20 protein-coding genes are annotated in these 19,937 nt (G+C 72.1%); 10 read left to right on the forward strand and 10 right to left on the reverse strand.

What is annotated here, in order from left to right; genetic code table 11:
• Positions 1 to 213 precede the first annotated feature (213 nt).
• The 4 genes from ACH4D3_RS24810 (at position 214) to ACH4D3_RS24825 (ending at position 4,901) form a co-directional block, all read left to right on the forward strand.
• Entirely contained in the window at positions 214 to 2,091 is a 1,878-nt protein-coding gene (locus tag ACH4D3_RS24810; RefSeq protein WP_398325732.1) for an ABC transporter transmembrane domain-containing protein, read from the forward strand.
• Positions 2,088 to 3,869, forward strand: a complete 1,782-nt coding sequence (locus ACH4D3_RS24815) for an ABC transporter ATP-binding protein (protein ID WP_398325735.1) — start codon at positions 2,088 to 2,090, stop codon at positions 3,867 to 3,869. Before ACH4D3_RS24810 ends, ACH4D3_RS24815 begins: the two co-directional genes overlap by 4 nt.
• Before the next feature lie 225 nt (positions 3,870 to 4,094).
• A complete protein-coding gene (locus ACH4D3_RS24820; protein ID WP_398325738.1) occupies positions 4,095 to 4,565 on the forward strand; it encodes a DUF5709 domain-containing protein in 471 nt (156 codons plus the stop codon).
• 63 nt (positions 4,566 to 4,628) lie between these two features.
• Positions 4,629 to 4,901, forward strand: coding sequence for a type B 50S ribosomal protein L31 (locus ACH4D3_RS24825; protein ID WP_104632641.1), 273 nt, complete (start codon positions 4,629 to 4,631; stop codon positions 4,899 to 4,901).
• A 20-nt stretch (positions 4,902 to 4,921) separates the two neighbouring features.
• Here ACH4D3_RS24825 and ACH4D3_RS24830 read toward each other — a convergent pair whose 3' ends face one another.
• Positions 4,922 to 5,716, reverse strand: a complete 795-nt coding sequence (locus ACH4D3_RS24830; RefSeq protein ID WP_398325742.1) for a metal-dependent hydrolase — start codon at positions 5,714 to 5,716, stop codon at positions 4,922 to 4,924.
• Between the two features lie 145 nt (positions 5,717 to 5,861).
• Between ACH4D3_RS24830 and ACH4D3_RS24835 the strand changes: the two genes are divergently transcribed.
• Both ACH4D3_RS24835 and ACH4D3_RS24840 read left to right on the forward strand, forming a co-directional pair.
• Positions 5,862 to 8,375, forward strand: a complete 2,514-nt coding sequence (locus ACH4D3_RS24835) for a DEAD/DEAH box helicase (RefSeq protein ID WP_398325745.1) — start codon at positions 5,862 to 5,864, stop codon at positions 8,373 to 8,375.
• Positions 8,376 to 8,394: 19 nt separating this feature from the next.
• Entirely contained in the window at positions 8,395 to 9,261 is an 867-nt protein-coding gene (locus tag ACH4D3_RS24840) for an acyl-CoA thioesterase (RefSeq protein WP_398325748.1), read from the forward strand.
• Position 9,262: 1 nt separating this feature from the next.
• On the opposite strand, the gene ACH4D3_RS24845 is transcribed toward ACH4D3_RS24840, so the two are convergent.
• Positions 9,263 to 10,234 carry a DUF6397 family protein gene (locus ACH4D3_RS24845; RefSeq protein ID WP_398325751.1) on the reverse strand — a complete coding sequence of 324 codons (972 nt, stop codon included), beginning with the start codon at positions 10,232 to 10,234 and terminating at the stop codon, positions 9,263 to 9,265.
• Positions 10,235 to 10,371: 137 nt separating this feature from the next.
• The gene (locus ACH4D3_RS24850; RefSeq protein WP_398325754.1) at positions 10,372 to 10,785 is read right to left on the reverse strand and encodes a roadblock/LC7 domain-containing protein; all 414 of its coding nucleotides are present in this window, start codon (positions 10,783 to 10,785) and stop codon (positions 10,372 to 10,374) included.
• 105 nt (positions 10,786 to 10,890) lie between these two features.
• Between ACH4D3_RS24850 and ACH4D3_RS24855 the strand changes: the two genes are divergently transcribed.
• Positions 10,891 to 11,319, forward strand: coding sequence for a PPOX class F420-dependent oxidoreductase (locus tag ACH4D3_RS24855; RefSeq protein ID WP_398325757.1), 429 nt, complete (start codon positions 10,891 to 10,893; stop codon positions 11,317 to 11,319).
• Positions 11,320 to 11,347: 28 nt separating this feature from the next.
• Here ACH4D3_RS24855 and ACH4D3_RS24860 read toward each other — a convergent pair whose 3' ends face one another.
• From ACH4D3_RS24860 to ACH4D3_RS24880, 5 genes are all read right to left on the reverse strand, one after another.
• Positions 11,348 to 11,953 carry a GTP-binding protein gene (locus ACH4D3_RS24860; protein ID WP_398325760.1) on the reverse strand — a complete coding sequence of 202 codons (606 nt, stop codon included), beginning with the start codon at positions 11,951 to 11,953 and terminating at the stop codon, positions 11,348 to 11,350.
• Positions 11,954 to 12,021: 68 nt separating this feature from the next.
• A complete protein-coding gene (locus tag ACH4D3_RS24865; RefSeq protein WP_398325763.1) occupies positions 12,022 to 12,435 on the reverse strand; it encodes a DUF742 domain-containing protein in 414 nt (137 codons plus the stop codon).
• 17 nt (positions 12,436 to 12,452) lie between these two features.
• Positions 12,453 to 12,890, reverse strand: coding sequence for a roadblock/LC7 domain-containing protein (locus ACH4D3_RS24870; protein WP_398325766.1), 438 nt, complete (start codon positions 12,888 to 12,890; stop codon positions 12,453 to 12,455).
• Positions 12,887 to 15,478, reverse strand: a complete 2,592-nt coding sequence (locus ACH4D3_RS24875) for a nitrate- and nitrite sensing domain-containing protein (RefSeq protein ID WP_398325769.1) — start codon at positions 15,476 to 15,478, stop codon at positions 12,887 to 12,889. Before ACH4D3_RS24875 ends, ACH4D3_RS24870 begins: the two co-directional genes overlap by 4 nt.
• Positions 15,479 to 15,540: 62 nt before the next feature.
• Positions 15,541 to 16,317 (reverse strand): MHYT domain-containing protein, encoded by a 777-nt coding sequence (locus tag ACH4D3_RS24880; RefSeq protein WP_398325772.1) that lies wholly within the window; start codon positions 16,315 to 16,317, stop codon positions 15,541 to 15,543.
• Between the two features lie 170 nt (positions 16,318 to 16,487).
• On the opposite strand from ACH4D3_RS24880, the gene ACH4D3_RS24885 reads away from it, so the two are divergent.
• A complete protein-coding gene (locus tag ACH4D3_RS24885; RefSeq protein ID WP_398325775.1) occupies positions 16,488 to 17,141 on the forward strand; it encodes a class I SAM-dependent methyltransferase in 654 nt (217 codons plus the stop codon).
• A 93-nt stretch (positions 17,142 to 17,234) separates the two neighbouring features.
• Here ACH4D3_RS24885 and ACH4D3_RS24890 read toward each other — a convergent pair whose 3' ends face one another.
• The gene (locus ACH4D3_RS24890) at positions 17,235 to 18,146 is read right to left on the reverse strand and encodes an oxygenase MpaB family protein (RefSeq protein ID WP_398325778.1); all 912 of its coding nucleotides are present in this window, start codon (positions 18,144 to 18,146) and stop codon (positions 17,235 to 17,237) included.
• Positions 18,147 to 18,222: 76 nt separating this feature from the next.
• Here ACH4D3_RS24890 and ACH4D3_RS24895 point away from each other — a divergent pair, with 76 nt between their 5' ends.
• On the forward strand, positions 18,223 to 18,549 hold the full coding sequence (locus ACH4D3_RS24895; protein ID WP_398325781.1) for a hypothetical protein: 327 nt from the start codon (positions 18,223 to 18,225) through the stop codon (positions 18,547 to 18,549).
• Positions 18,550 to 18,688: 139 nt separating this feature from the next.
• Positions 18,689 to 19,618, forward strand: coding sequence for a hypothetical protein (locus ACH4D3_RS24900; protein ID WP_398325784.1), 930 nt, complete (start codon positions 18,689 to 18,691; stop codon positions 19,616 to 19,618).
• A gap of 57 nt (positions 19,619 to 19,675) precedes the next feature.
• Here the strand turns inward: ACH4D3_RS24900 and ACH4D3_RS24905 are convergent, their stop codons facing one another.
• A complete protein-coding gene (locus ACH4D3_RS24905; protein ID WP_016325661.1) occupies positions 19,676 to 19,858 on the reverse strand; it encodes a hypothetical protein in 183 nt (60 codons plus the stop codon).
• Between the last annotated feature and the right edge of the window lie 79 nt (positions 19,859 to 19,937).

Consider the following 19,937-nt stretch of genomic DNA (forward strand, 5'->3'; position numbering starts at 1 on the left):
ACTCTCTTCGGACATGCCGTCAGGACGGCCGCGAAGCAGCGCACGCCCCGCGGCGGGTGGGGTGGAGACCGTGTGGCGGAGCGCAGCCGGATTCGCACCCCATCGCGGAAAACCGCTTGATTTTGGGCACGCCGCGACGCGAACCTTTCACGGTTTGCAGCCTCTTGATGCCGTATGGCAACGGCACCCCCTGACACGAGCCACTGGGACGTCATGCAGATCCAAGACCTTCCGTATCCCGACCCGGGTGTGCCGGACGCACGCTCGGGCCCCCGATTCCTGTGGTGGCTGTTCCGCAACCAGCTCGGCGGGCAACTCAAGTCACTGGCCTGGGGCCTGCTGCACTTCGCCTCCGTCTCCGCCCTGCCCTTCTGCGTCGGTCTCGCCATCCAGGCGGTCGTCGACCGCTCCGGCAGCCGGCTCGCCCTCGCGGGCGGCGTCATGGTCCTGTGCTGTATCGGCAACGCGCTCGGCGACACCTTCCTGCACCGCGCGGCCGTCACCAACTGGATCACCGCCGCCGCCCGCGTCCAGCAGCTGCTGGCCCGCAAGACGGCGCTGCTGGGCTCGGCACTGACCCGGCGCGTCGCGGCCGGTGAGGTCGTGGCCGTGTCCACCGGCGACGTCGAGAAGATCGGCTGGTTCGTGGAGGCCGTCTCCCGCTTCACCGCGGCCGCGCTCACCATCGTGCTGGTCTGCGTGGCGCTGGTCGTCTACCAGCCGGCGCTCGGGGTCGTCGTGGTCGTGGGCCTGCCGGTGCTGGCCCTGGCGGTACTGCCCCTGCTGCCCCGCGCCACCCGGCGGGCCGACGTCCAGCGCGACAAGGCCGGACGCGCCACCGAACTCGCCTCGGACACCGTCGCCGGACTGCGCGTGCTGCGCGGCATCGGCGGCGAGGAACTCTTCCTCGACCGCTACCGCGACGCCTCCCAGGAGGTGCGGCACGCCGCCGTGCGCAGCGCCCGCATGTGGTCCTTGATCTCCGCCATCCAGGTGCTGCTGCCCGGGCTGCTGCTGATCGCCGTGGTCTGGCATGGCGTCCACCTGGCCCGCGACGGCCGTATCGGCGTCGGCGAACTCGTCACCGTCTACAGCTCCGTCATGATCCTCACCTACCCGCTGCGGCACTTCGAGGAGATCGCCATGGCGTACTCCTTCTCCCGGCCCTCGGCCAAACGGGCCGCACGGGTGCTGGCCCTGGAACGCACCACGGACACCGCTGGTTCGCGCGCCGCCGAGACCCCCACCGGCGACCTGTACGACCCCGCCACCGGTCTCCTGGCTCCGGCGGGCCGGTTCACCGCCGTGGTGTGCGGCGACCCGGACGCGGCCGGGCGGCTGGCGGAGCGGCTCGGCGGGCACGCCTCGGAGGAGGGCACGTCGGCCCTGCTGGGCGGGGTGCCGCTGGACGAGCTTCCCCTGAAGTCCGCGCGCACCGCCGTCCTGGTGCAGGACAAGGACCCGGTGCTGCTCTCCGGAACGCTCCGGGAGCTGCTGGACGTGCCCGCGTCCGGTGCCGTCGACGCCGAGGACGCGCTGACCGCCGCCCAGTGCGGTGACGTACTGACGGCGCTCGCGCAGGGCTCGCTCGGCGCCGACGACCCGATGGACGCCCGCATCACCGAGCGTGGCCGTTCGCTGTCGGGCGGCCAGCGCCAGCGACTGGCGCTGGCCCGGTCGCTGATCACGGACCCGGAGGCGCTGGTCCTGGACGAACCGACCTCGGCCGTCGACTCGCACACCGAGGCGCGGATCGCGGAAGGCGTACGGGCGCTGCGCGCGGGGCGCACCACGGTGGTGTTCACCTCCTCGCCGCTGCTGCTGGACCGTGCGGACCGGATCGTGTTCCTGCACGAAGGTGAGGTCGCGGCGGTCGGAGCGCACCGGGAACTGCTGCACACCGAGCACCGGTACCGGGCCGTGGTGACCCGCGAGACCGACGAGGAGACCGCGGCGCACCCGGACGCCGTACCGGCCCGGGGGAAGCCGGTGAAGCCCCTGACCGACGACGGCCGCGCCGAGGACCGGGACGGCTCCCTGAGCGACGACGACGTACTGCACCGACTGGAAGAGATCGAGGAGACGGCATGATCGGCGTCGCCCCACCGTCCTACGACCCGGCGGCTCCCACGACGGCGAACACCCTGCCCGTCGGCGCGCGCCCGACCGTGCGCGCCTACGTGGGAGAACTGCTGCGCCGGCACCGCGGGGCCTTCCTCCTCCTCGTCACCGTCAACACCGTCGCCGTGATCGCCTCGATGGCGGGCCCCTACCTGCTGGGCGGGCTCGTGGAGCGGGTCTCGGACGACGCGCGCGAGCTGCGTCTCGGCCTCACCGCCACGCTCTTCGTGCTCGCCCTCGTCGTGCAGGCCGTGTTCGTGCGCGAGGTGCGGCTGCGGGGGGCCGTGCTCGGCGAGCGGATGCTGGCCGATCTGCGCGAGGACTTCCTCGTGCGGTCGGTCGGACTGCCGCCCGGCGTGCTGGAACGGGCGGGCACGGGCGACCTGCTCTCCCGGATCACCACGGACATCGACCGGCTCGCCAACGCCATGCGCGAGGCCGTGCCCCAGCTCGCGATCGGCGTCGTGTGGGTGGTGCTGCTGCTCGGTGGCCTGGTGGTGACGGCGCCGCCGCTGGCGCCCGCGGTACTGATCGCGGTGCCGCTGCTGGTGATCGGCTGCCGCTGGTACTTCCGCCGGGCGCCCGCCGCATATCGCTCGGAGGCCGCCGGGTACGCCGCGGTGGCCGCCGCGCTGGCCGAGACGGTGGACGCCGGGCGCACCGTGGAGTCGCACCGCCTCGACGCCCGTCGCATCGAGCTGTCCGAGCACCGGATCAGGGAGTGGACGGCCTGGGAGCGCTACACCCTGTGGCTGCGGTCGGTGCTCTTCCCCGTCATCAACGTCACCCACGTGACCGTGCTCGCCTCCGTCCTGCTCATCGGCGGTGTATTCGTCCTCCAGGGCTGGATCGGCGTCGGCCAGCTGACCACGGCCGCCCTGATCGCGCAGATGCTCGTCGACCCGGTCGGCATCATCCTGCGCTGGTACGACGAGCTGCAGGTGGCCCAGGTGTCCCTGGCCCGGCTGGTGGGCGTGCGGGACATCGAGCCGGACGCCGGTGACGCCACGCTGGCCCCCGACGGACGGGACGTGCACGCCGACCGGGTGCACTTCGGCTACCTCGAGGGCGTGGACGTCCTGCGCAAGGTGTCGCTGGAGGTCGCCCCGGGCACCAGGCTCGCCCTGGTCGGCCCCTCGGGCGCCGGCAAATCCACCCTGGGCAGGCTGCTCGCGGGCATCTACGGTCCCAGGGAGGGCCGGATCACCCTGGGCGGGGCGGAACTCTCCCGGATGTCCGCGGAACGGGTCCGCTCGCACGTCGCCCTGGTCAACCAGGAGCACCACGTCTTCGTGGGTTCCCTGCGCGACAACCTCCGGCTCGCCAGGACCGGCGCCACCGACGCCGAGCTGTGGGCGGCGCTGGGCGCGGTCGACGCGGACGACTGGTCCCGTGGGCTGGACGAGGGCCTGGACACCGAGGTCGGCTCGGGCGGCTTCGCGCTGACCCCGGCGCAGGCCCAGCAGATCGCGCTGGCCCGCCTGGTGCTGGCCGACCCGCACACCCTGGTGCTGGACGAGGCGACGTCCCTGCTCGACCCGCGGGCCGCACGCCATCTCGAACGGTCCCTGGCCCGGGTCCTGGACGGTCGCACGGTGATCGCGATCGCCCATCGCCTGCACACCGCCCACGACGCGGACGTCATCGCGGTGGTCGAGAACGGCCGGATCAGTGAGCTGGGCAGCCACGACGAACTCGTCGCGGCGGACGGTGCCTACGCCGCGCTGTGGCGGTCCTGGCACGGGTAGCCACGGCGGTGCGGCCGGCGGGGAGCCCGGCCCGGCGGGTACCCCGACAGCGTCCGTGCCGTTGCGCGGTCCCGAATGGGAGTGGAAGGCTGGGAGAAGGCACCGGCTCGAGGCAGGCCCGGGAACCTCGCGGTTCTCCGACGGGTGAGGCCTGTGCCCCGTGGCGCGGCGGCCCGCCGCGGTCCACGGTGAGAAGGGGCCGGTCCCCACCCCCTGGAGGTATCCGTGAACAGCGTCGACGGATGGGGAGATGACGTCTACCAGCCCGACGGATCCGAGCAGCGGGAGGACACCGGCCTCCTCGACGGTGAGGACACCCTTGAGGAGGACGGTGTCGAGGATCCCCTCGACCGGGGCTGGTCCCCGCCCGAGCGCCCCTGGGCGGTGGAACACACCGGCGTGACGACCGCCGAACGCCGCCGCGGCGAAACGCTGGACCAGCGGCTCGCCGAGGAGCGGCCGGACGAGCTCGCGCCCGACGGCGACGGGCTGGGCGATTCCGACGGCACCGACGGGGAACTGCTGGACAACGAGGTCGGCGCGGACCGCTCCGGCCGGCTCGTGGCACCCGACGAAGGGGTGCACGAGGACGAGGAGCCGGCGCTGGTCGCCATGGACGTGGGCATCGACGGCGCGGCCGCCTCCGCCGAAGAGGCCGCGATGCACGTGGTCGACGAGGACTCCCTGCCCGGCTGACGCCACTCGCGACGGCAGGCACCTGCCGTCGCCCCGATGAACCGTGCCGTACGAGGAGCAGCCATGCAGCAGGACAAGCATCCCGACTACCGGCCCGTCGTCTTCCGTGACCGCAGTGCCGGGTACGCCTTCCTCACCCGGTCCACCGCGACCAGCGACCAGACCATCGCGTGGGACGACGGCGAGACCTACCCGGTGGTGGATGTGGAGATCTCCTCGGAGAGCCACCCCTTCTACACCGGCAAGGCGCGAACGGTGGACTCGGAAGGGCGCGTCGCCCGCTTCGAGCGGCGTTACGGCGCGGGCGAGGGACAGGACACCGGGGAAACCGGCTGACCCGACCGGCCGCGGGACGCTCAGATGAAGTTGAGTGCCGCCGCGCCGCCCACTCCCCCGAGCAGCATGAACACCGGCATCAGCACCTTGAGCTCCACCCAGCTGCCCGCCCGGAACCGCATCGCCTTCGGCGGGCCGATGGGGTACCAACGCTTGCGGCCCACCGGTATGGGCCAGAGTATCGGGCAGCCGGAGACGGTCAGCGCGTCCCCGATGTCGTGCACCAGCGCGCCGAGCACGATCGGCAGCCCCAGCCACAGGTACTCCTGGCCCGGCGCGGTGAACAGCCAGTCCGCGCCACCGTCCGGCTTGTCCAGGATCCCGGCGAGGATCCACGCGCTGGTCCCGGCCAGCAGCCAGACCAGCACGTCGCTGCTGGAGCCGCGGGTGGCCCGCCAGAGCAGGCCCTCGATGGCCAGCACCATGTGCACGAAGAGGATCGCCAGGACCGCCCAGCGGCCACCCGTGATGGCCAGGACCGAAGTGCCCCCGCCGATCAGGACCGCCCACAGCCAGGTGTGCGTCAGCGTGCGATGGCCGCCGGTGCGCCGCGGGTCGCCCCGCTTCCTGGTGGCCTTGTAGACGGCGTAGGACAGCTTGTCGACGATCTCGCACAGCCCCCGTGAGACCGGTCCGAAGGCCCGGGAGATGGTGGCCGCCTTGTGGTCGAGGTCGGGGGCGAGCGCCGCCCCGGCACAGATCAGGGCTCCGGCGAGCAGCACCGGCCAGGGCATCGGGTGCCCCGCGGCGGCGGTCGCCGCTCCGACGCCGAGCCACGCCGCGGCGCCCGACAGTGAGTGTGCTGGTCCCATCATCGCCGTTGCCCGCCCCATTCCTCGTGTGCCGCTGTGCAGTTGTCCGGTTCCGCGGTTGCCGCGTCGGCGACCCAGCGTAGCGTTCGTGATCTTCACGCGGACAGCCGATTCCCCCATCCCGACCCGGGGCAGGCAAGATGGGGGCGTGACCCTCATCGATCAGCTGCCGCGGACCGCCGACCCCGATGCCTTGTACGAAGCCTTCGAGGCGTGGGCCCAGGAACGCGGTCTCACGCTCTACCCCCACCAGGAGGAGGCGCTGATCGAGGTGGTCTCCGGCGCGAACGTGATCGTGTCGACGCCCACCGGCTCCGGCAAGAGCATGATCGCGGCGGGCGCGCACTTCGCTGCCCTGGCCCGGGACGAGGTCACCTTCTACACGGCTCCGATCAAGGCGCTGGTGTCGGAGAAGTTCTTCGAGCTGTGCAAGATCTTCGGCACCGAGAACGTGGGCATGCTGACGGGCGACGCCTCCGTGAACTCCGACGCGCCGGTCATCTGCTGCACCGCCGAGGTCCTGGCGTCGATCGCGCTGCGTGACGGCAAGCACGCGGACATCGGCCAGGTCGTCATGGACGAGTTCCACTTCTACGCGGAGCCGGACCGCGGCTGGGCCTGGCAGATCCCCCTGTTGGAGCTGCCGCAGGCCCAGTTCGTCCTGATGTCGGCGACCCTTGGTGATGTCTCCTTCTTCGAGAAGGACCTCGCGCGCCGCACCGGCCGTCCCACCGCGGTGGTGCGCTCGGCCACCCGTCCGGTGCCGCTGTCCTACGAATTCCGCTACACCCCGCTGACCGAGACGCTCACCGATCTGCTGGCGGCCCGGCAGGCCCCCGTGTACATCGTGCACTTCACCCAGGCGCAGGCCGTGGAGCGGGCGCAGGCACTGATGAGCATCAACATGTGCACGCGTGAGGAGAAGGAACGGATCGCCGAGCTGATCGGCAACTTCCGCTTCACCACCAAGTTCGGCCGCAATCTCTCCCGCTACGTGCGGCACGGCATCGGGGTCCATCACGCCGGCATGCTGCCCAAGTACCGGCGGCTGGTGGAGAAGCTCGCGCAGGCCGGCCTGCTGAAGGTGATCTGCGGAACGGACACGCTCGGCGTGGGCGTCAACGTCCCGATCCGGACCGTGCTGTTCACCGCGCTGAGCAAGTACGACGGCACACGGGTCCGCACGCTGCGGGCCCGCGAGTTCCACCAGATCGCCGGGCGGGCCGGACGGGCCGGGTTCGACACGGAGGGCTTCGTGGTCGCCCAGGCGCCCGAGCACGTCGTCGAGAACGAGAAGGCGCTCGCCAAGGCCGGTGACGACCCGAAGAAGCGGCGGAAGGTCGTCCGGAAGAAGGCTCCCGAGGGGTTCGTGGCCTGGTCGGAGAGCACGTTCGATAAGCTCATCGGCTCCGAGCCGGAGCCGCTGACGTCCCGCTTCCGGGTCACGCACACCATGCTGCTGTCGGTGATCGCCCGTCCCGGCGACGCCTTCTCCGCTATGCGGCACCTGCTGGAGGACAACCACGAGCCGCGCAGGCAGCAGCTCAGGCACATCCGGCGGGCGATCGCCATCTACCGGTCGCTGCTGGACGGCGGCATCGTGGAGAAGCTCGACCAGCCGGACGCGGAGGGGCGCATCGTGCGTCTCACGGTCGACCTGCAGCAGGACTTCGCGCTGAACCAGCCACTGTCCACGTTCGCCCTGGCCGCCTTCGAACTGCTGGACCCGGAGTCGCCCTCGTACGCGCTGGACATGGTGTCGGTCGTGGAGTCCACGCTGGACGACCCGCGGCAGATCCTCGCCGCCCAGCAGAACAAGGCCCGCGGTGAGGCCGTGGCCGCGATGAAGGCGGACGGGGTCGAGTACGAGGAGCGCATGGAGCGCCTCCAGGACGTCACGTACCCGAAGCCCTTGGAGGAGCTGCTCTTCCACGCCTACGACACGTACCGCAGGAGCCACCCCTGGGTCGGTGACCACCCGCTGTCCCCGAAGTCGGTCATCCGCGACATGTACGAACGGGCACTGACCTTCACGGAGCTGGTCTCCCACTACGAACTGGCCCGCACCGAGGGCATCGTGCTGCGCTACCTGGCGAGCGCCTACAAGGCCCTCGACCACACCGTGCCGGACGACCTCAAGTCCGAGGACCTGCAGGACCTGATCGAGTGGCTCGGCGAGATGGTGCGCCAGGTCGACTCCAGTCTCCTCGACGAGTGGGAGCAGCTCGCCAACCCGGAGGAGATGACCGCCGAGGAGGCTCAGGAGAAGGCCGATCAGGTGCGGCCGGTCACGGCCAACGCGCGCGCCTTCCGTGTGCTGGTCCGCAACGCCATGTTCCGCCGGGTCGAGCTTGCCGCTCTGGACCAGGTCGGTGAGCTTGGCGAGATGGATGGCGACGCCGGCTGGGACGCCGACGCGTGGGGCGAGGCCATGGACAAGTACTGGGACGAGTACGACGACCTGGGCACCGGCCCCGACGCCCGCGGTCCGAAGCTGCTCATCATCGAGGAGCAGCCGCAGAACGGGCTCTGGCGCGTGCGGCAGATCTTCGACGACCCGAACGACGACCACGACTGGGGCATCAGTGCGGAGGTCGACCTCACCGCCTCCGACGCGGAGGGCCGTGCGGTCGTCCGTGTCACCGATGTCGGCCAGCTGTGAGCACAGGAGAAGCCCACCCATGACGAATCCGGCCGAGAGCCTCGTCGCCCTGCTCGACCTGGAGCAGATCGAGGTCAACATCTTCCGTGGCCGCAGCCCCGAGGAGTCGTTGCAGCGGGTCTTCGGAGGCCAGGTGGCGGGCCAGGCCCTGGTCGCCGCGGGGCGCACCACCGACGGTGATCGCCCGGTGCACTCGCTGCACGCGTACTTCCTGCGTCCCGGGCGCCCGGGAGTGCCCATCGTGTACCAGGTCGAACGGGACCGGGACGGAAGGTCGTTCACCACCCGCAGGGTCACCGCCGTGCAGCAGGGCCGCACGATCTTCACGCTCACCGCCTCCTTTCACAAGCCCGAGCCGGGCAGTTTCGAACACCAGTTGCCGCCGGCCCGCAAGGTCCCCGATCCGGAGTCCCTGCCGACGGTCGCCGACGAGGTGCGGGAGCACCTCGGCGCACTGCCGGAGCAGCTGGAGCGGATGGCCCGCCGTCAGCCCTTCGACATCCGCTACGTCAACCGGCTTCGCTGGAGCGCCGAGGACGTCGAGGGAGCCGAGCCCCGCAGCGCCGTGTGGATGCGCGCCGTCGGGCCGTTGGGCGACGACCCGCTCGTGCACACCTGCGCCCTGACCTACGCCAGCGACATGACGCTCCTGGACGCCGTGCGCATCCCTGTGGAGCCGCTGTGGGGTCCCCGGGGTTTCGACATGGCATCGCTGGACCACGCCATGTGGTTCCACCGGCCGTTCCGGGCCGACGAGTGGTTCCTGTACGACCAGGAGTCGCCGATCGCGACCGGCGGGCGTGGGCTGGCCCGTGGGCGGATCTACGACAGGGAAGGACGGATGCTGGTCTCGGTCGTCCAGGAAGGGCTCTTCCGGGCCCTGTAGGTCAGCAGTCTCTGCGCCACAGCCTGCCGAACAGACCACCCAGCCGTCCGGGTTGCCGCGCCGCCCGCAGTGCGTCGTCCTCGGCCTCGGGCGGCACCGGTTGTGCCGCCTCGTGCGGCAGGGACTCCGGACCGGGCGGGTCCGGCACGACGTGTGGGGCCGGGCGGGGCGCCGGGCGATGGCGGCGAGCCGTGTCCACCGCGGCCGCCAGGTCCGAGCGGAGCCAGTCCACCTCGTCCGGGTCGCCGGCCGTGACGATCTCCTCGGCGAGCTGCGCGGCCGGGGAGCCCGGCGACCCGTGGATGGCGAGTGCGGGGCGGAACCGGCGCAGATGGGAGCGCTCATAGGGATCCGTCACGACGTCCGAGATCTCGGCGGCGTCGAGCAGCGACGCCACCGCCGCGGCCCGGGCCCACGGGTCGTCCGCCTGTCGGAGCAGGAATCCCAGATGCCTTCCCCGCCAGTTGCGGGGACGCAGGTCCAGCCCCTCGCCGAGCTGGTCCCGCAGTCCCTCTGGCGTGCGGCCCTTCAGCAGTGCGGTGTTGCGCTCGTCGGCCCTGAACTGCCGTAGCTCCTCCGCCAGATACAGCCAGACGACGGCGCGGTACCGGTTGACGTAGAACTTCACGGGCACCAGCAGTCCCAGCCGTGCGAGACGGGTGAACCGGGCCGTGGTCACGTCCATGAGGGCCGCGCCCTCCGTGGTCCCGACGGCCCGGACAGCGGAGCGAAGCGCCTCGGGAAAACCGTCCGCCGCCCGGATCCGGTCGATCTCGTCGCGGGGGACGCGCCGCCCGCCTCCCCCGTCGTCGGGTACCGTGCGGACCCGGCCGAGATGCACGGCGAGGTCGAACTCGCTGCGCCTGAAACCCAGCTCTCGCGCCGCGCGGTGGTAGGTGACCGAGGCGCCCCGGGTGGTCCCGGTCCGCTCGCCGGCCGCTGCGACGTCGTGCGTGATGGTGTTGCCGGACATGGTTCGTCTCCCCCGTGGAGTGTGTGGCCGGCGCCGTCCGCGCCCGCCGACACAAAAACCGTAGCCGCAACGGCGGCATCCGTGGCGAGCCTGTGGATAACTCTGCGGCCGCCCACCGGGGACACCGAAAGCGCAGGTCAGGGCTCGGTGGGTGATATTCGCCCCGGCTGCCGCGCGTCGACGTCGAGGTGCTCACCCACCCGGTTCACGAGCAGCGTCATCTCGTAAGCGATCTGCCCGATGTCGACCTCCGCCCCGCTGAGCACGCACAGGCAACTGCCCGAACCCGCCGCGGTGACGAACAGGACGGCGTCGTCGAACTCGACCATCGTCTGCCGTACCTGGCCGGCGCCGAAGTGGCGGCCCGACCCCTTGGCCAGGCTGTGCAGTCCGGACGACACCGCGGCGAGGTGCTCGGCGTCCTCGCGTCGCAGGCCCGTACTCGCCCCGGTCACCAATCCGTCGTTGGACAGGACCAACGCGTGCCGCACGTGTTCGACGCGTGCGGTCAGGTCGTCCAGCAGCCAGCCCAGTCCCTGGTTCTGCGCCATGATCCGATCTCCCCGTGTCTCCCCGTACGCGGTGCCTCCCCCTTCCCGGGGGATCCGTCCGCCAGCCTTCACCACGCCCGTGCTCCGGGCAAGGAGGATGGGGGCATGGCACAGAAGATGACCGATGAGGAATGGCGGGCGTTCGTCTCGGACGGCACCCGCACCGGAAAACTCTCGACCGTCCGGGCCGACGGCAGCCCGCACATCGCGCCCATCTGGTTCCTGCTGGACGGGAACGATCTGGTGTTCAACACCGGCAAGGACACGGTGAAGGGGCGCAATCTGCTCCGTGACGGCCGCATCGCCCTGTGCGTGGACGACGACCGGCCGCCCTTCCACTTCGTGGTGCTGCAGGGACGTGCGCACATCTCGGAGGACCTCGGCGAACTGCGGCACTGGGCCGCGCGCATCGGCGCCCGGTACATGGGTGAGGAGCGCGCCGAGGAGTTCGGGGCACGCAACGGTGTCCCGGGTGAACTCCTCGTCCGGGTGACCGTGGACAAGGTCCTGGCCCAGAAGTCGGTCGCCGACTGAGAACCCCCTGCCCAGGGGAAGGGCCCGGTCAGCGGACGGAGTCGAGGAGCCGGGCGGTGTGCATCCGCCCGGCGTACTCGACGAGCCGGATCAGTACTTCTTTCCCCGAGTCGCGGTCCCGGGCGTCGCACAGCACCACGGGTGTTCCCGGATCGAGGTCGAGGGCGCGCAGGACGCTGTGCTCGTCGTGGCGGCGCGCTCCCGTGAAACAGTTCACGGCCACCACGAACGGGATGTGCCGGTGCTCGAAGTAGTCCACCGCCGGGAAGCAGTCCGCCAGGCGCCGGGTGTCCGCGAGGACTACGGCGCCGAGCGCCCCCTGCGCCAGTTCGTCCCAGAGGAACCAGAACCGGTCCTGACCCGGTGTACCGAAGAGGTAGAGGGAGAGTCCGGACCGGATGGTGATGCGTCCGAAGTCCATGGCGACGGTGGTGGTGACCTTCCGGTCGATGCCGTCGGTGTCGTCCACCAGCCGTCCGGCCTCGCTGAGCAGTTCCTCGGTGCGCAGCGGCCTGATCTCGCTGACCGCGCCCACCAGGGTGGTCTTGCCCACGCCGAACCCTCCGGCGACCAGGATCTTCAACGCCAGCGCGGTCGTGTCGCCGTCCGTGGCGTCGGAGCGTTCAAAGACCATGGATCACTTCTCTCGGTGCGGGTGGTCGTGCACGTGCGTGCCGGTCACGGTTGTTCGTTCGGCCTTCTCTACAGGGCGCGCAGCCCGTCGATCACTTCGCGCAGAATCCGTTCGTCCGGCAACTGCGCCGGTGGCACCGGACGGCTGACGGTCACGCACCCCAGTTCCACCAGGTCGCCGAGGAGCACTCTGACGACGCCCACGGGCAGGTCCGCGTCGGCGGCGAGTTCGGCCACCGACTGGGTCTCCGTGCGGCACAGGTCGGTCAGAGTGCGGTGTTCCGGTCCGAGCACGGTGTCGTCGGCGTCCGGTGCGCCGACCGCGCGCGCGACGAGGGCGATCAGGTCGAACCGCACTCCCGCGGGGCCCGGCCGGGTGCGGCCGCCGGTCATCGCGTAGGGGCGGACGAGGGGTCCTGCCTCGTTGTCGTACCACTGGCTGCCCGGTCCTTCCCGGCCGCCGCCCGTGATGTCGTCGGTCATCCTTGGGCCCTTCCGGGTCATGCGCCGAAGGGTGGTCGTGCGGCGGCACGTGGTGCGGTGTGCAGGTGCTCGCCGACGCGTCTCACCAGCCGTGCCATCTCGTAGGCCACGAGACCTATGTCCGCGGTCACGGCGGTGAGCACGGCGAGGCAGGAACCGTCTCCCGCCGCGGCCACGAACAGGTACCCGTCGTCCATTTCGACCATGGTCCGGTGCACGCCCCCGGCGCCGAAGTGCCGGCCCGCCCCCTTGGCCAGGCTGTGGAAACCGGAGGCGACGGCGGCGAGGTGTTCGCCGTCCTCGCGGGCGAGTCCGTGCGAGGCGCCCACGGCGAGTCCGTCGTTCGACAGCACCACGGCGTGCCGCACTTCGTGTACGCGTCCGACAAGGTCGTCCAGGAGCCAGTCGAGTTCGCGGGCCCGCCGGGCGGTCCCGGCACCGGGATTCTGGATCATGCGGGGTCTCCTTCGGTGCTGTCGCCGGTCGGCGGTTCCGGCGGTGCGGGGTGGCCGGGGCGACGGCCACCGCCGAGCGACCAGCCGTCGCGGTAGGCGGTCATGCGGTCCCGTACGGCCTCGGGGGTGCGCTGCTCGTCGTCGTGCGCCGGACCGGGCCGGGCCGGCTCCAGGGGTCTGCCGTCGCGCAGTTGGGGGGCCAGGCTCGCCTGCCGTACCCGGCGGGGAAGGTCGTCGGTCTCCCCCGTCGGCTGCTGCGGGCGGGGGACGTCGCCCTTCGCGGAAGCTGCTGCGGCATCGGGGAGGTCGGAGGACCGGTGCAGTCGCAGCGCCGGCGCTCCGGGGGACCGACCCGGTGTGGTGGTGCGCGTCGCCGCCGGTACGGCGGATGTCAGCGCCGGCCGGTCGACCGGTGCGGACACGGTTTCGTGCTGCCCGGCGGCGCCGGGCACGCGCGCGTGCGGGTGCTCCTCGGACCGGGCCGCCTCGTCGGACGCCCGGGGAGGCGGTGGCGCCGTTTCGCTGTGCAGGAGTGCGGTGGGCAGGAGGACGACCGCGGTGGTGCCGCCGTAGGGGGAGGTCTTGAGGTGCACCTTGATGTCCTGCCGGGCGGCGAGCCGGCTGACGACGAACAGACCGAGCCGGTCGCTGTCGAACAGGTCGAGCGTCTCCGACCGCGCGATGCGGTGGTTGGCCTCGGCGAGGGCGTCCCTGCCCATGCCGAGGCCGCGGTCCTCCACCTCGATCGCGTAGCCGTTGCCGACCGGTTCACCGGTGACCCGTACGCGTGTGTGGGGCGGCGAGAACTGGGCCGCGTTCTCGATGATCTCGGCCAGGAGGTGGGTGACGTCGGCGACGGCCGCGCCCTGGACGGACGCCTCCGGGAGCTGCCGTACCTCCACGCGCGCGTAGTCCTCGACTTCGGAGACGGCGGCACGGACGACGTCGGTCAGCGACACCGGCATGCGCCAGGCCCGTCCGGGCGCCGCACCGGAGAGGATGATCAGGCTTTCGGCGTGGCGCCGCATGCGGGTGGTGAGGTGGTCGAGCCGGAAGAGGTCGCTGAGTTCGTTCGGGTCGTCGGACCGGCGTTCCATGCCGTCCAGGAGGCTCAGCTGGCGGTGGACGAGGATCTGGCTGCGGCGGGCGAGGTTGACGAAGACCCCGGCGATGCCGCCGGCGAGTTCGGCTCGTTCCACCGCGGCGCGCAGGGCGGCCCGGTGCACGGTGCCCAGGGCCTCGGCGACCTGACCGGCCTCGTCCTCGGCGGGAGCCCGCGACGGTGCCTCGGTCCGGATGTCGATCTCGTCCCCCGCGCGCAGCCTGCGCATCGCCTCGGGGAGCTTGTGCCGGGCGATCTCCAGGGCGCTGTCGCGCAGGCTCACCAGCTCGACCACCAGACCGCGGCCGATGCGGACGGAGATGACGAGCGACGCGGCGACGGCGAGGAGTCCCAACAGGACCGCGGCCCCGGCCGGAGTGAGCACCCCACGGGTGAACGGGTCGGCCCGGTCGGCGACCGAGCGTCCGGCGTCCCGCTCGATGGCCCGCATGCCGTCACGCAGGCGCGCGTGCGCCCCGTCCCAGGCGGCCCGCGACGTCGTGGCCTCGGCGGGCCGTTCCGGCGATCCGCCGTCCAGCAGTCGGTCCTCCGTCGCGCCGACGGTCAGGTAGGCACCGGTGCCGGCCAGATCCCGCCAGGCGGCACGCTCGGAGCCCCCCAGATCGGCGACGGCGGACTCGGTCAGCGTCCGGCGCGTGGCAACGGCGCCGGTGAACAGGCGCAGCCGCTCACCGGCGAGTCCGTCGGCGGGGCGGACACCTCCCAGCAGGGCATCCTCCTGGGCCAGTGCCTCGCCCGCGCGGGCGAACTCGACCAGCAGGCGCGGGTCGGATCCCGGATCGGCGTCCTGGACCCCGCTCAGCGCGCCACCCACGTGAAAGGCGGCCGAGATGGCCGCCGTGTAGCGGCGGTAGGCCTCCTCCCAGTCCACCCGGTGGTCGAGGACGGCGGTACGCAGCGACGCCAGCCGTTCGGCGCCGGCGACGAACGCCTCGAGCCGTGGGGCCACTCCGGAAGGCAGTTCCTCACTGTCGGCCACGGTGTGGCGGTCGCCGAGCCGCAGCTGTCCCACCGCGCGGTCGGTGCGCGCGGTCAGTGCCCGGAAGTCGGCACCCGGCACCGACGACGGGTCGGTGGCGTGGCGCACGGCCGCGAGCCGCTCGGCCTGCAGGGCGGCGACGGCGGTACTGACGGGGGCCCGGACACGGGCGTCCACACGCTGGACCTGCCGCAACCGGGAGATGTCCTGGGCGGTGGTGACGGTCGCGTACGCCCACAGGGCCAGCAGGGAGACGACGGGCACCATCAGGAGGCAGATGATCCGGGCGCGCACGGTGCGGGGCTGCATCCGCCCGCGCCACGCGCGCGTGGCGGGCGGGTCGGGCGCCACGCCCGCGGGCTCCGCCGGGCCTTCGTCGGCGGGTGGTCCGGCGTGCGCGCGACGGCCGCGTACGGACGGCTGGGCCGAGATCTCGGCGCCGGATTCGGGCGTCGGGCGGTCGGGGGTGGTACGGGGTGGACGCATGGCCTCCTCGCTCGGGACGGTGTGCGGTGCGTTGTCGCCGGGCCCTGACGCCCGGTCCGCCGTTACGGGGCGCTGCTCCCGGCGGGTTGCTGCCGGGCCGAGGCGGACGCCTCGGGCTCCCGGGCCGTCGGCGACAGCGCGACGAAGGCGGACGTCAAGAAGAGGTAGGACCCGAGGCCGACGGCGAGGGGGAAGATGAACTGCATCGCCGTGGCCCCGGGCAGCGCCTCGCCGGAGGGCGTGACGCGCACGCTCACCGCGAACATGCCGGTGTAGTGCATGCTGCTCACCGCCGCCCCCATGATCAACGAGGCGAGGGCGACGGCCAGGGGCGACCGGGTGTTGAGCGCCGCCCACAGGGCGGCCGTGGCGGCGGCGACGGCGATGAGCACCGAGAGTCCGACGCGTACCGGGTCGTAGCTCACCTCGCCGTGCAGGCGCATGGCCGCCATGCCGAGATAGTGCATGCTCGCGACGCCGATTCCGGTGGTGAGTCCGCCGAGCAGGAGCGCCGGCGCCCGGTTGCGGCCGTGGCCGACGGCGAAGACGCCGGCGCAGACGACGAGCACCGCGACGAGCAGACTCACGAGGGTGAGCGGTACGTCGTAGCGGATGTCCGTGCCGCTGACCCGGAAGCCGAGCATGGCGACGAAGTGCATCGTCCAGATGCCCGTGCCGATCGCCGAGGCCGCGGTCAGGAGCCAGTTGCAGCGCGTGCGCCCGGTGGCGGCCAGGGCGCGCACGGTGCAGCGCAGCCCGAGGGCCGCGCCGGTACAGGCCATCGCGTACGACAGCGCGGGGGTCAGCCAGCCGAGGGCGGCGTGGTCCAGGTGTCCCATGGGCCCGGGACGCTAGTCCCGAACGGGGCGCACAACGGGGGCGCATTTCGAAAGGTGTTGCTATCTGACACAGAGGGGAGAGGGAACGATCGCGTCACGCTCGAACGTGTGCGCTGCGGCTCGCTCTGTGCTCCGCGTGCTTCGCGCGCTCTTGGGGGATCATGCGAAGCATGAGCGACGACCACACGCACGTCCAGGAATTCTTCGGCTCCCGGGCCGCCGACTGGGACCGACGGTTCCCGGACGACGGCCCGGCCTACACCGCCGCGGTCGCCGGACTGGGGCTGCGCGAGGGCGATCGGGTGCTCGATGCCGGATGCGGCACCGGTCGCGCCCTGCCTCCGTTGCGTGCGGCCGTGGGCCCGTCGGGGCTGGTTGTCGGAGCGGATCTGACGCCTGCCATGCTCCAGGCCGCCGTACGGGCCGGGAGGGACCGTGCCGGACGTCTGCTGTTGACCGACGTGGCCGCGTTGCCCCTGCGTTCCCGGACGCTCGACGCGGTCTTCGCGGCGGGTCTCGTCGCGCACCTCGCGGATCCGGCCGGAAACCTGCGGGAGTTGGCCCGCGTAGTGCGCCCCGGCGGTGTGCTGGCGCTGTTCCACCCGATCGGCCGGGCGGCGCTCGCGGCACGGCAGGGGCGGCGGCTCACGCCGGACGACCTTCGTGCCGAGGCCAACCTCGGGCCGCTGCTGGCCGGTTCCGGGTGGGCGATGACGGCGTACGTCGACGAGGACGATCGGTTCCTGGCCCTGGCGACCCGATCCGCGACAGAGCCCGGCACGTGGCCGCCGGTGACGAACTCGTCCCCCTTGAGCGGCCATTAGGCACCCGCGGGTTGGACGACCTCTTCCGGCGTACTGATCGTCGCGCGGGCCACCTCCCGGGCCGAAATCGGCCGGCTGTGGGAGACGATCGCTTCACTCTGCGGCTGACGTGTCGATCGACGTGTCGATGTCACGGACCGGGCAGCCCCGGAGGCCGGGGGCCGGGCGGGTGCCCAGATCGGCCAGTCGGTAGCCGTTCGGATAGCCCTTGATCTCCCGGTTCTGACGGGCATGGTGCGGGGCACGCCTGGGCGGCAGCAGGCGGACCGCGCGCCCGCGCAGCCTGACGGCGCGACGCACGGCCGCGCGGGTGACGGGGCGCGGCGGGTCGTAGCCGAAGGCCCGCAGCAGGGGTTCGTCGAGCAGGGCGAGGGTCCCGGCCCGCAGGAGCGGTGCGAGAGGGCGCGGATACCAGGAGGCCATGAGGTCGAGTGTGGCGTCGGCGACGCGCCGCGCGCCCTCGTCCCGGGCGAAGTGAGTCTTTTCGTAGGCGTCGAGGCAGGCCTCGAATTCCTCGTAGGAACCGGGAATGTCCTTGATGCCCATGTGCCGCCCCAGCGTGCGGTAGTGCGTGGCGGAGGCGACGGTCTCGTGGCGCGACATCCTGCGCCATCCGTAGGCGTCGATCCAGCGTTTGGGGATCACCACGAACGTGCACAGGACGTACCGCATGTCGTCGTTGGTGATGTCGTAGCTGCGGTGCATCTGGTTGATGCGCCGGATGGCCGTGCGGCCCTGCCTACTGTCGAAACCGTGCTCGACCACGGCGTCGAGCAGCAGTGCCGTGTCGTCGTACCGCTTCTGGGGCCGGTCGGTGAACTCCGCGGTCCCGGCGAGCAGTCGGCCGATGCTCGGCACGGCGTAGGTGCGGTAGAGCGCCAGTTCCAGGGCACGGGCGAAGTCCCAGGGGAACTCGTAGGCCGAGCACAGCCGGTAGATCTCCGAGGCGTCCTCGTGGGGGTCCATGCGCCGGATGCGTGCCAATCGCTCGAAGCGCCCTGCCATGGCCGCCCCCTTCTGCCGTCGGGACTTCAACTCTACGTTGAGTAGCAGGATATGTACGGTCAGCGAAGGTGATCGAATGGGGAGGGTGGTCCGCTTGTTCGGCAGGATCCGCGAGGCTTGGGACAGATCCCGCACAGCTCGGCGCACGGAGCGGAGCAAGCAGGGGGCCGCCGGCGGCGGGCCGCGCTCGCACAACCTGTTCGAGGCCGCGGCCGCGTACGTCTCGGCGTGTGTGGACGACGACCAGGACAGGATCGAAGAGGCGGCGGGCCGCGTGTCGCCGGAGGCCCTGTCGTTCGGGGTCAACGAACTGGCGTGCCGGGCCGTGATCGCGCTCGCACGGGAACGGGACGAGCCCCCGGGGGACGTGGCCCGTGCGCTGCTGGGGCTGCCCGCGACCTGAGCCCACCCCCGGCGCCGGGTGGTCGATTCGCCCCCGTCCAACCGGAAAACTGCAGCTCGGGTGCGTCTGGGAGTCGTGACAAGGGCTTCTCGGGCGCACTAGGGTGCCCGCCATTGGACGAACCGATGGGGAGGCTGGGATGGCCGGGACGGACGAGGACGCCGTCGCCGCCGCGGACGATGCGCTCTATGTGCTCACGGCGGTACTGCTGACGCCGGCGAAGTTTCCGAGTGTGCTGGGCGACGACTACCCGGAGGCGTGCGCCGCGCTCGGTCTCCCACCGCTGGCCGACGGCTACGGCCTGGTGCTGGGCCAGGACGGTGACGGCGCCCGGTGGACGGTCGTCATCGATGACGTCTCGCTGGTGGCCGTCGCCGTGGCGTCCTGGGACTGCGGCATGGAGTACGACCTGTCGCCGGACGAGCGAACGGTCGTCACGGCGCTGCCCGGCTGGCCCCTCGCGGTCGCCGTGGCGGCGCCCGGTGTACCCGTGCCGCACGACCCGGGACCGGAGTCCACCGACCAGCCCGCGCTGTGCCCGCCGGACACCACCGTCTGGGGACCGCCGCAGCGCCGCCTGGGGGCCGACGAGATCGCCCTGCAGTGGGCACAGTGGCGGGAGCAGATCGACGACGCGGAGTTCTCGACGCCGGGCGGCGACTCCGGTTCGGCGGGGGGCGCCCCCGGCGACGGCGGTGAGGGCGGCGCGGGCGGCGACGCGGGCACCAGCGCGGGTGCGGCGGCCGACGCCGCGGACCGGAGCGTGGTCACGGACGGCCGGCCCGGCGCGGAGGTCTCCGGACACGGCGGTGTCCGGCGGGTCCTCGCGGAGGCCCGCGCCTACGTCGACACACCGCCGCCGCTCGGCCGGGTCCGGTCGTCGTTCGCACCGGGGGAGGCGCGGACGCTGCGTGCGGACGGCCCCGGCTGGTCGCTCGTCGCCAGGACCGACGACATCGCGTTCATCCTGCTCGACGAGGAGCCCGGTGAGGTCCTGCCGGTGGGGCGGGGGCCGTCACTGCCCGGACTCCTGGAGGCCCTGGACAAAATGGCCGTACGGCCGAGCTGACCACGGACACAGGCGGCGTCCCACCGCCGGGAGCCGGTCGTCGCGGGCGTCAACGCCTCAACGGCCTATCTCCTTGCGTGAGACACGGCGCAGCCTGCGCCGCTGTGAGGGGTCGAGCGTGAGGTAGGCGGCGGCCGGGACTCCCAGAACTATCAGCAGGGCGGCCCACCAGGGCAGCCAGATCAGCAGGATGAGCCCGGCCGCCACGCCACCTGCTGCGACCTTGGCGTTCTTCGACATGGTGTCGCCTCCTTCGCGGCCACTGCCGCTCTCTGTCCTGAAAACGGTCCCGCGCTCGCGGCGGTTCCGCAGCGCGACC

It is taken from the genome of Streptomyces sp. NPDC018026 (assembly GCF_044327745.1).
GTDB lineage: Bacteria > Actinomycetota > Actinomycetes > Streptomycetales > Streptomycetaceae > Streptomyces > Streptomyces rubrogriseus.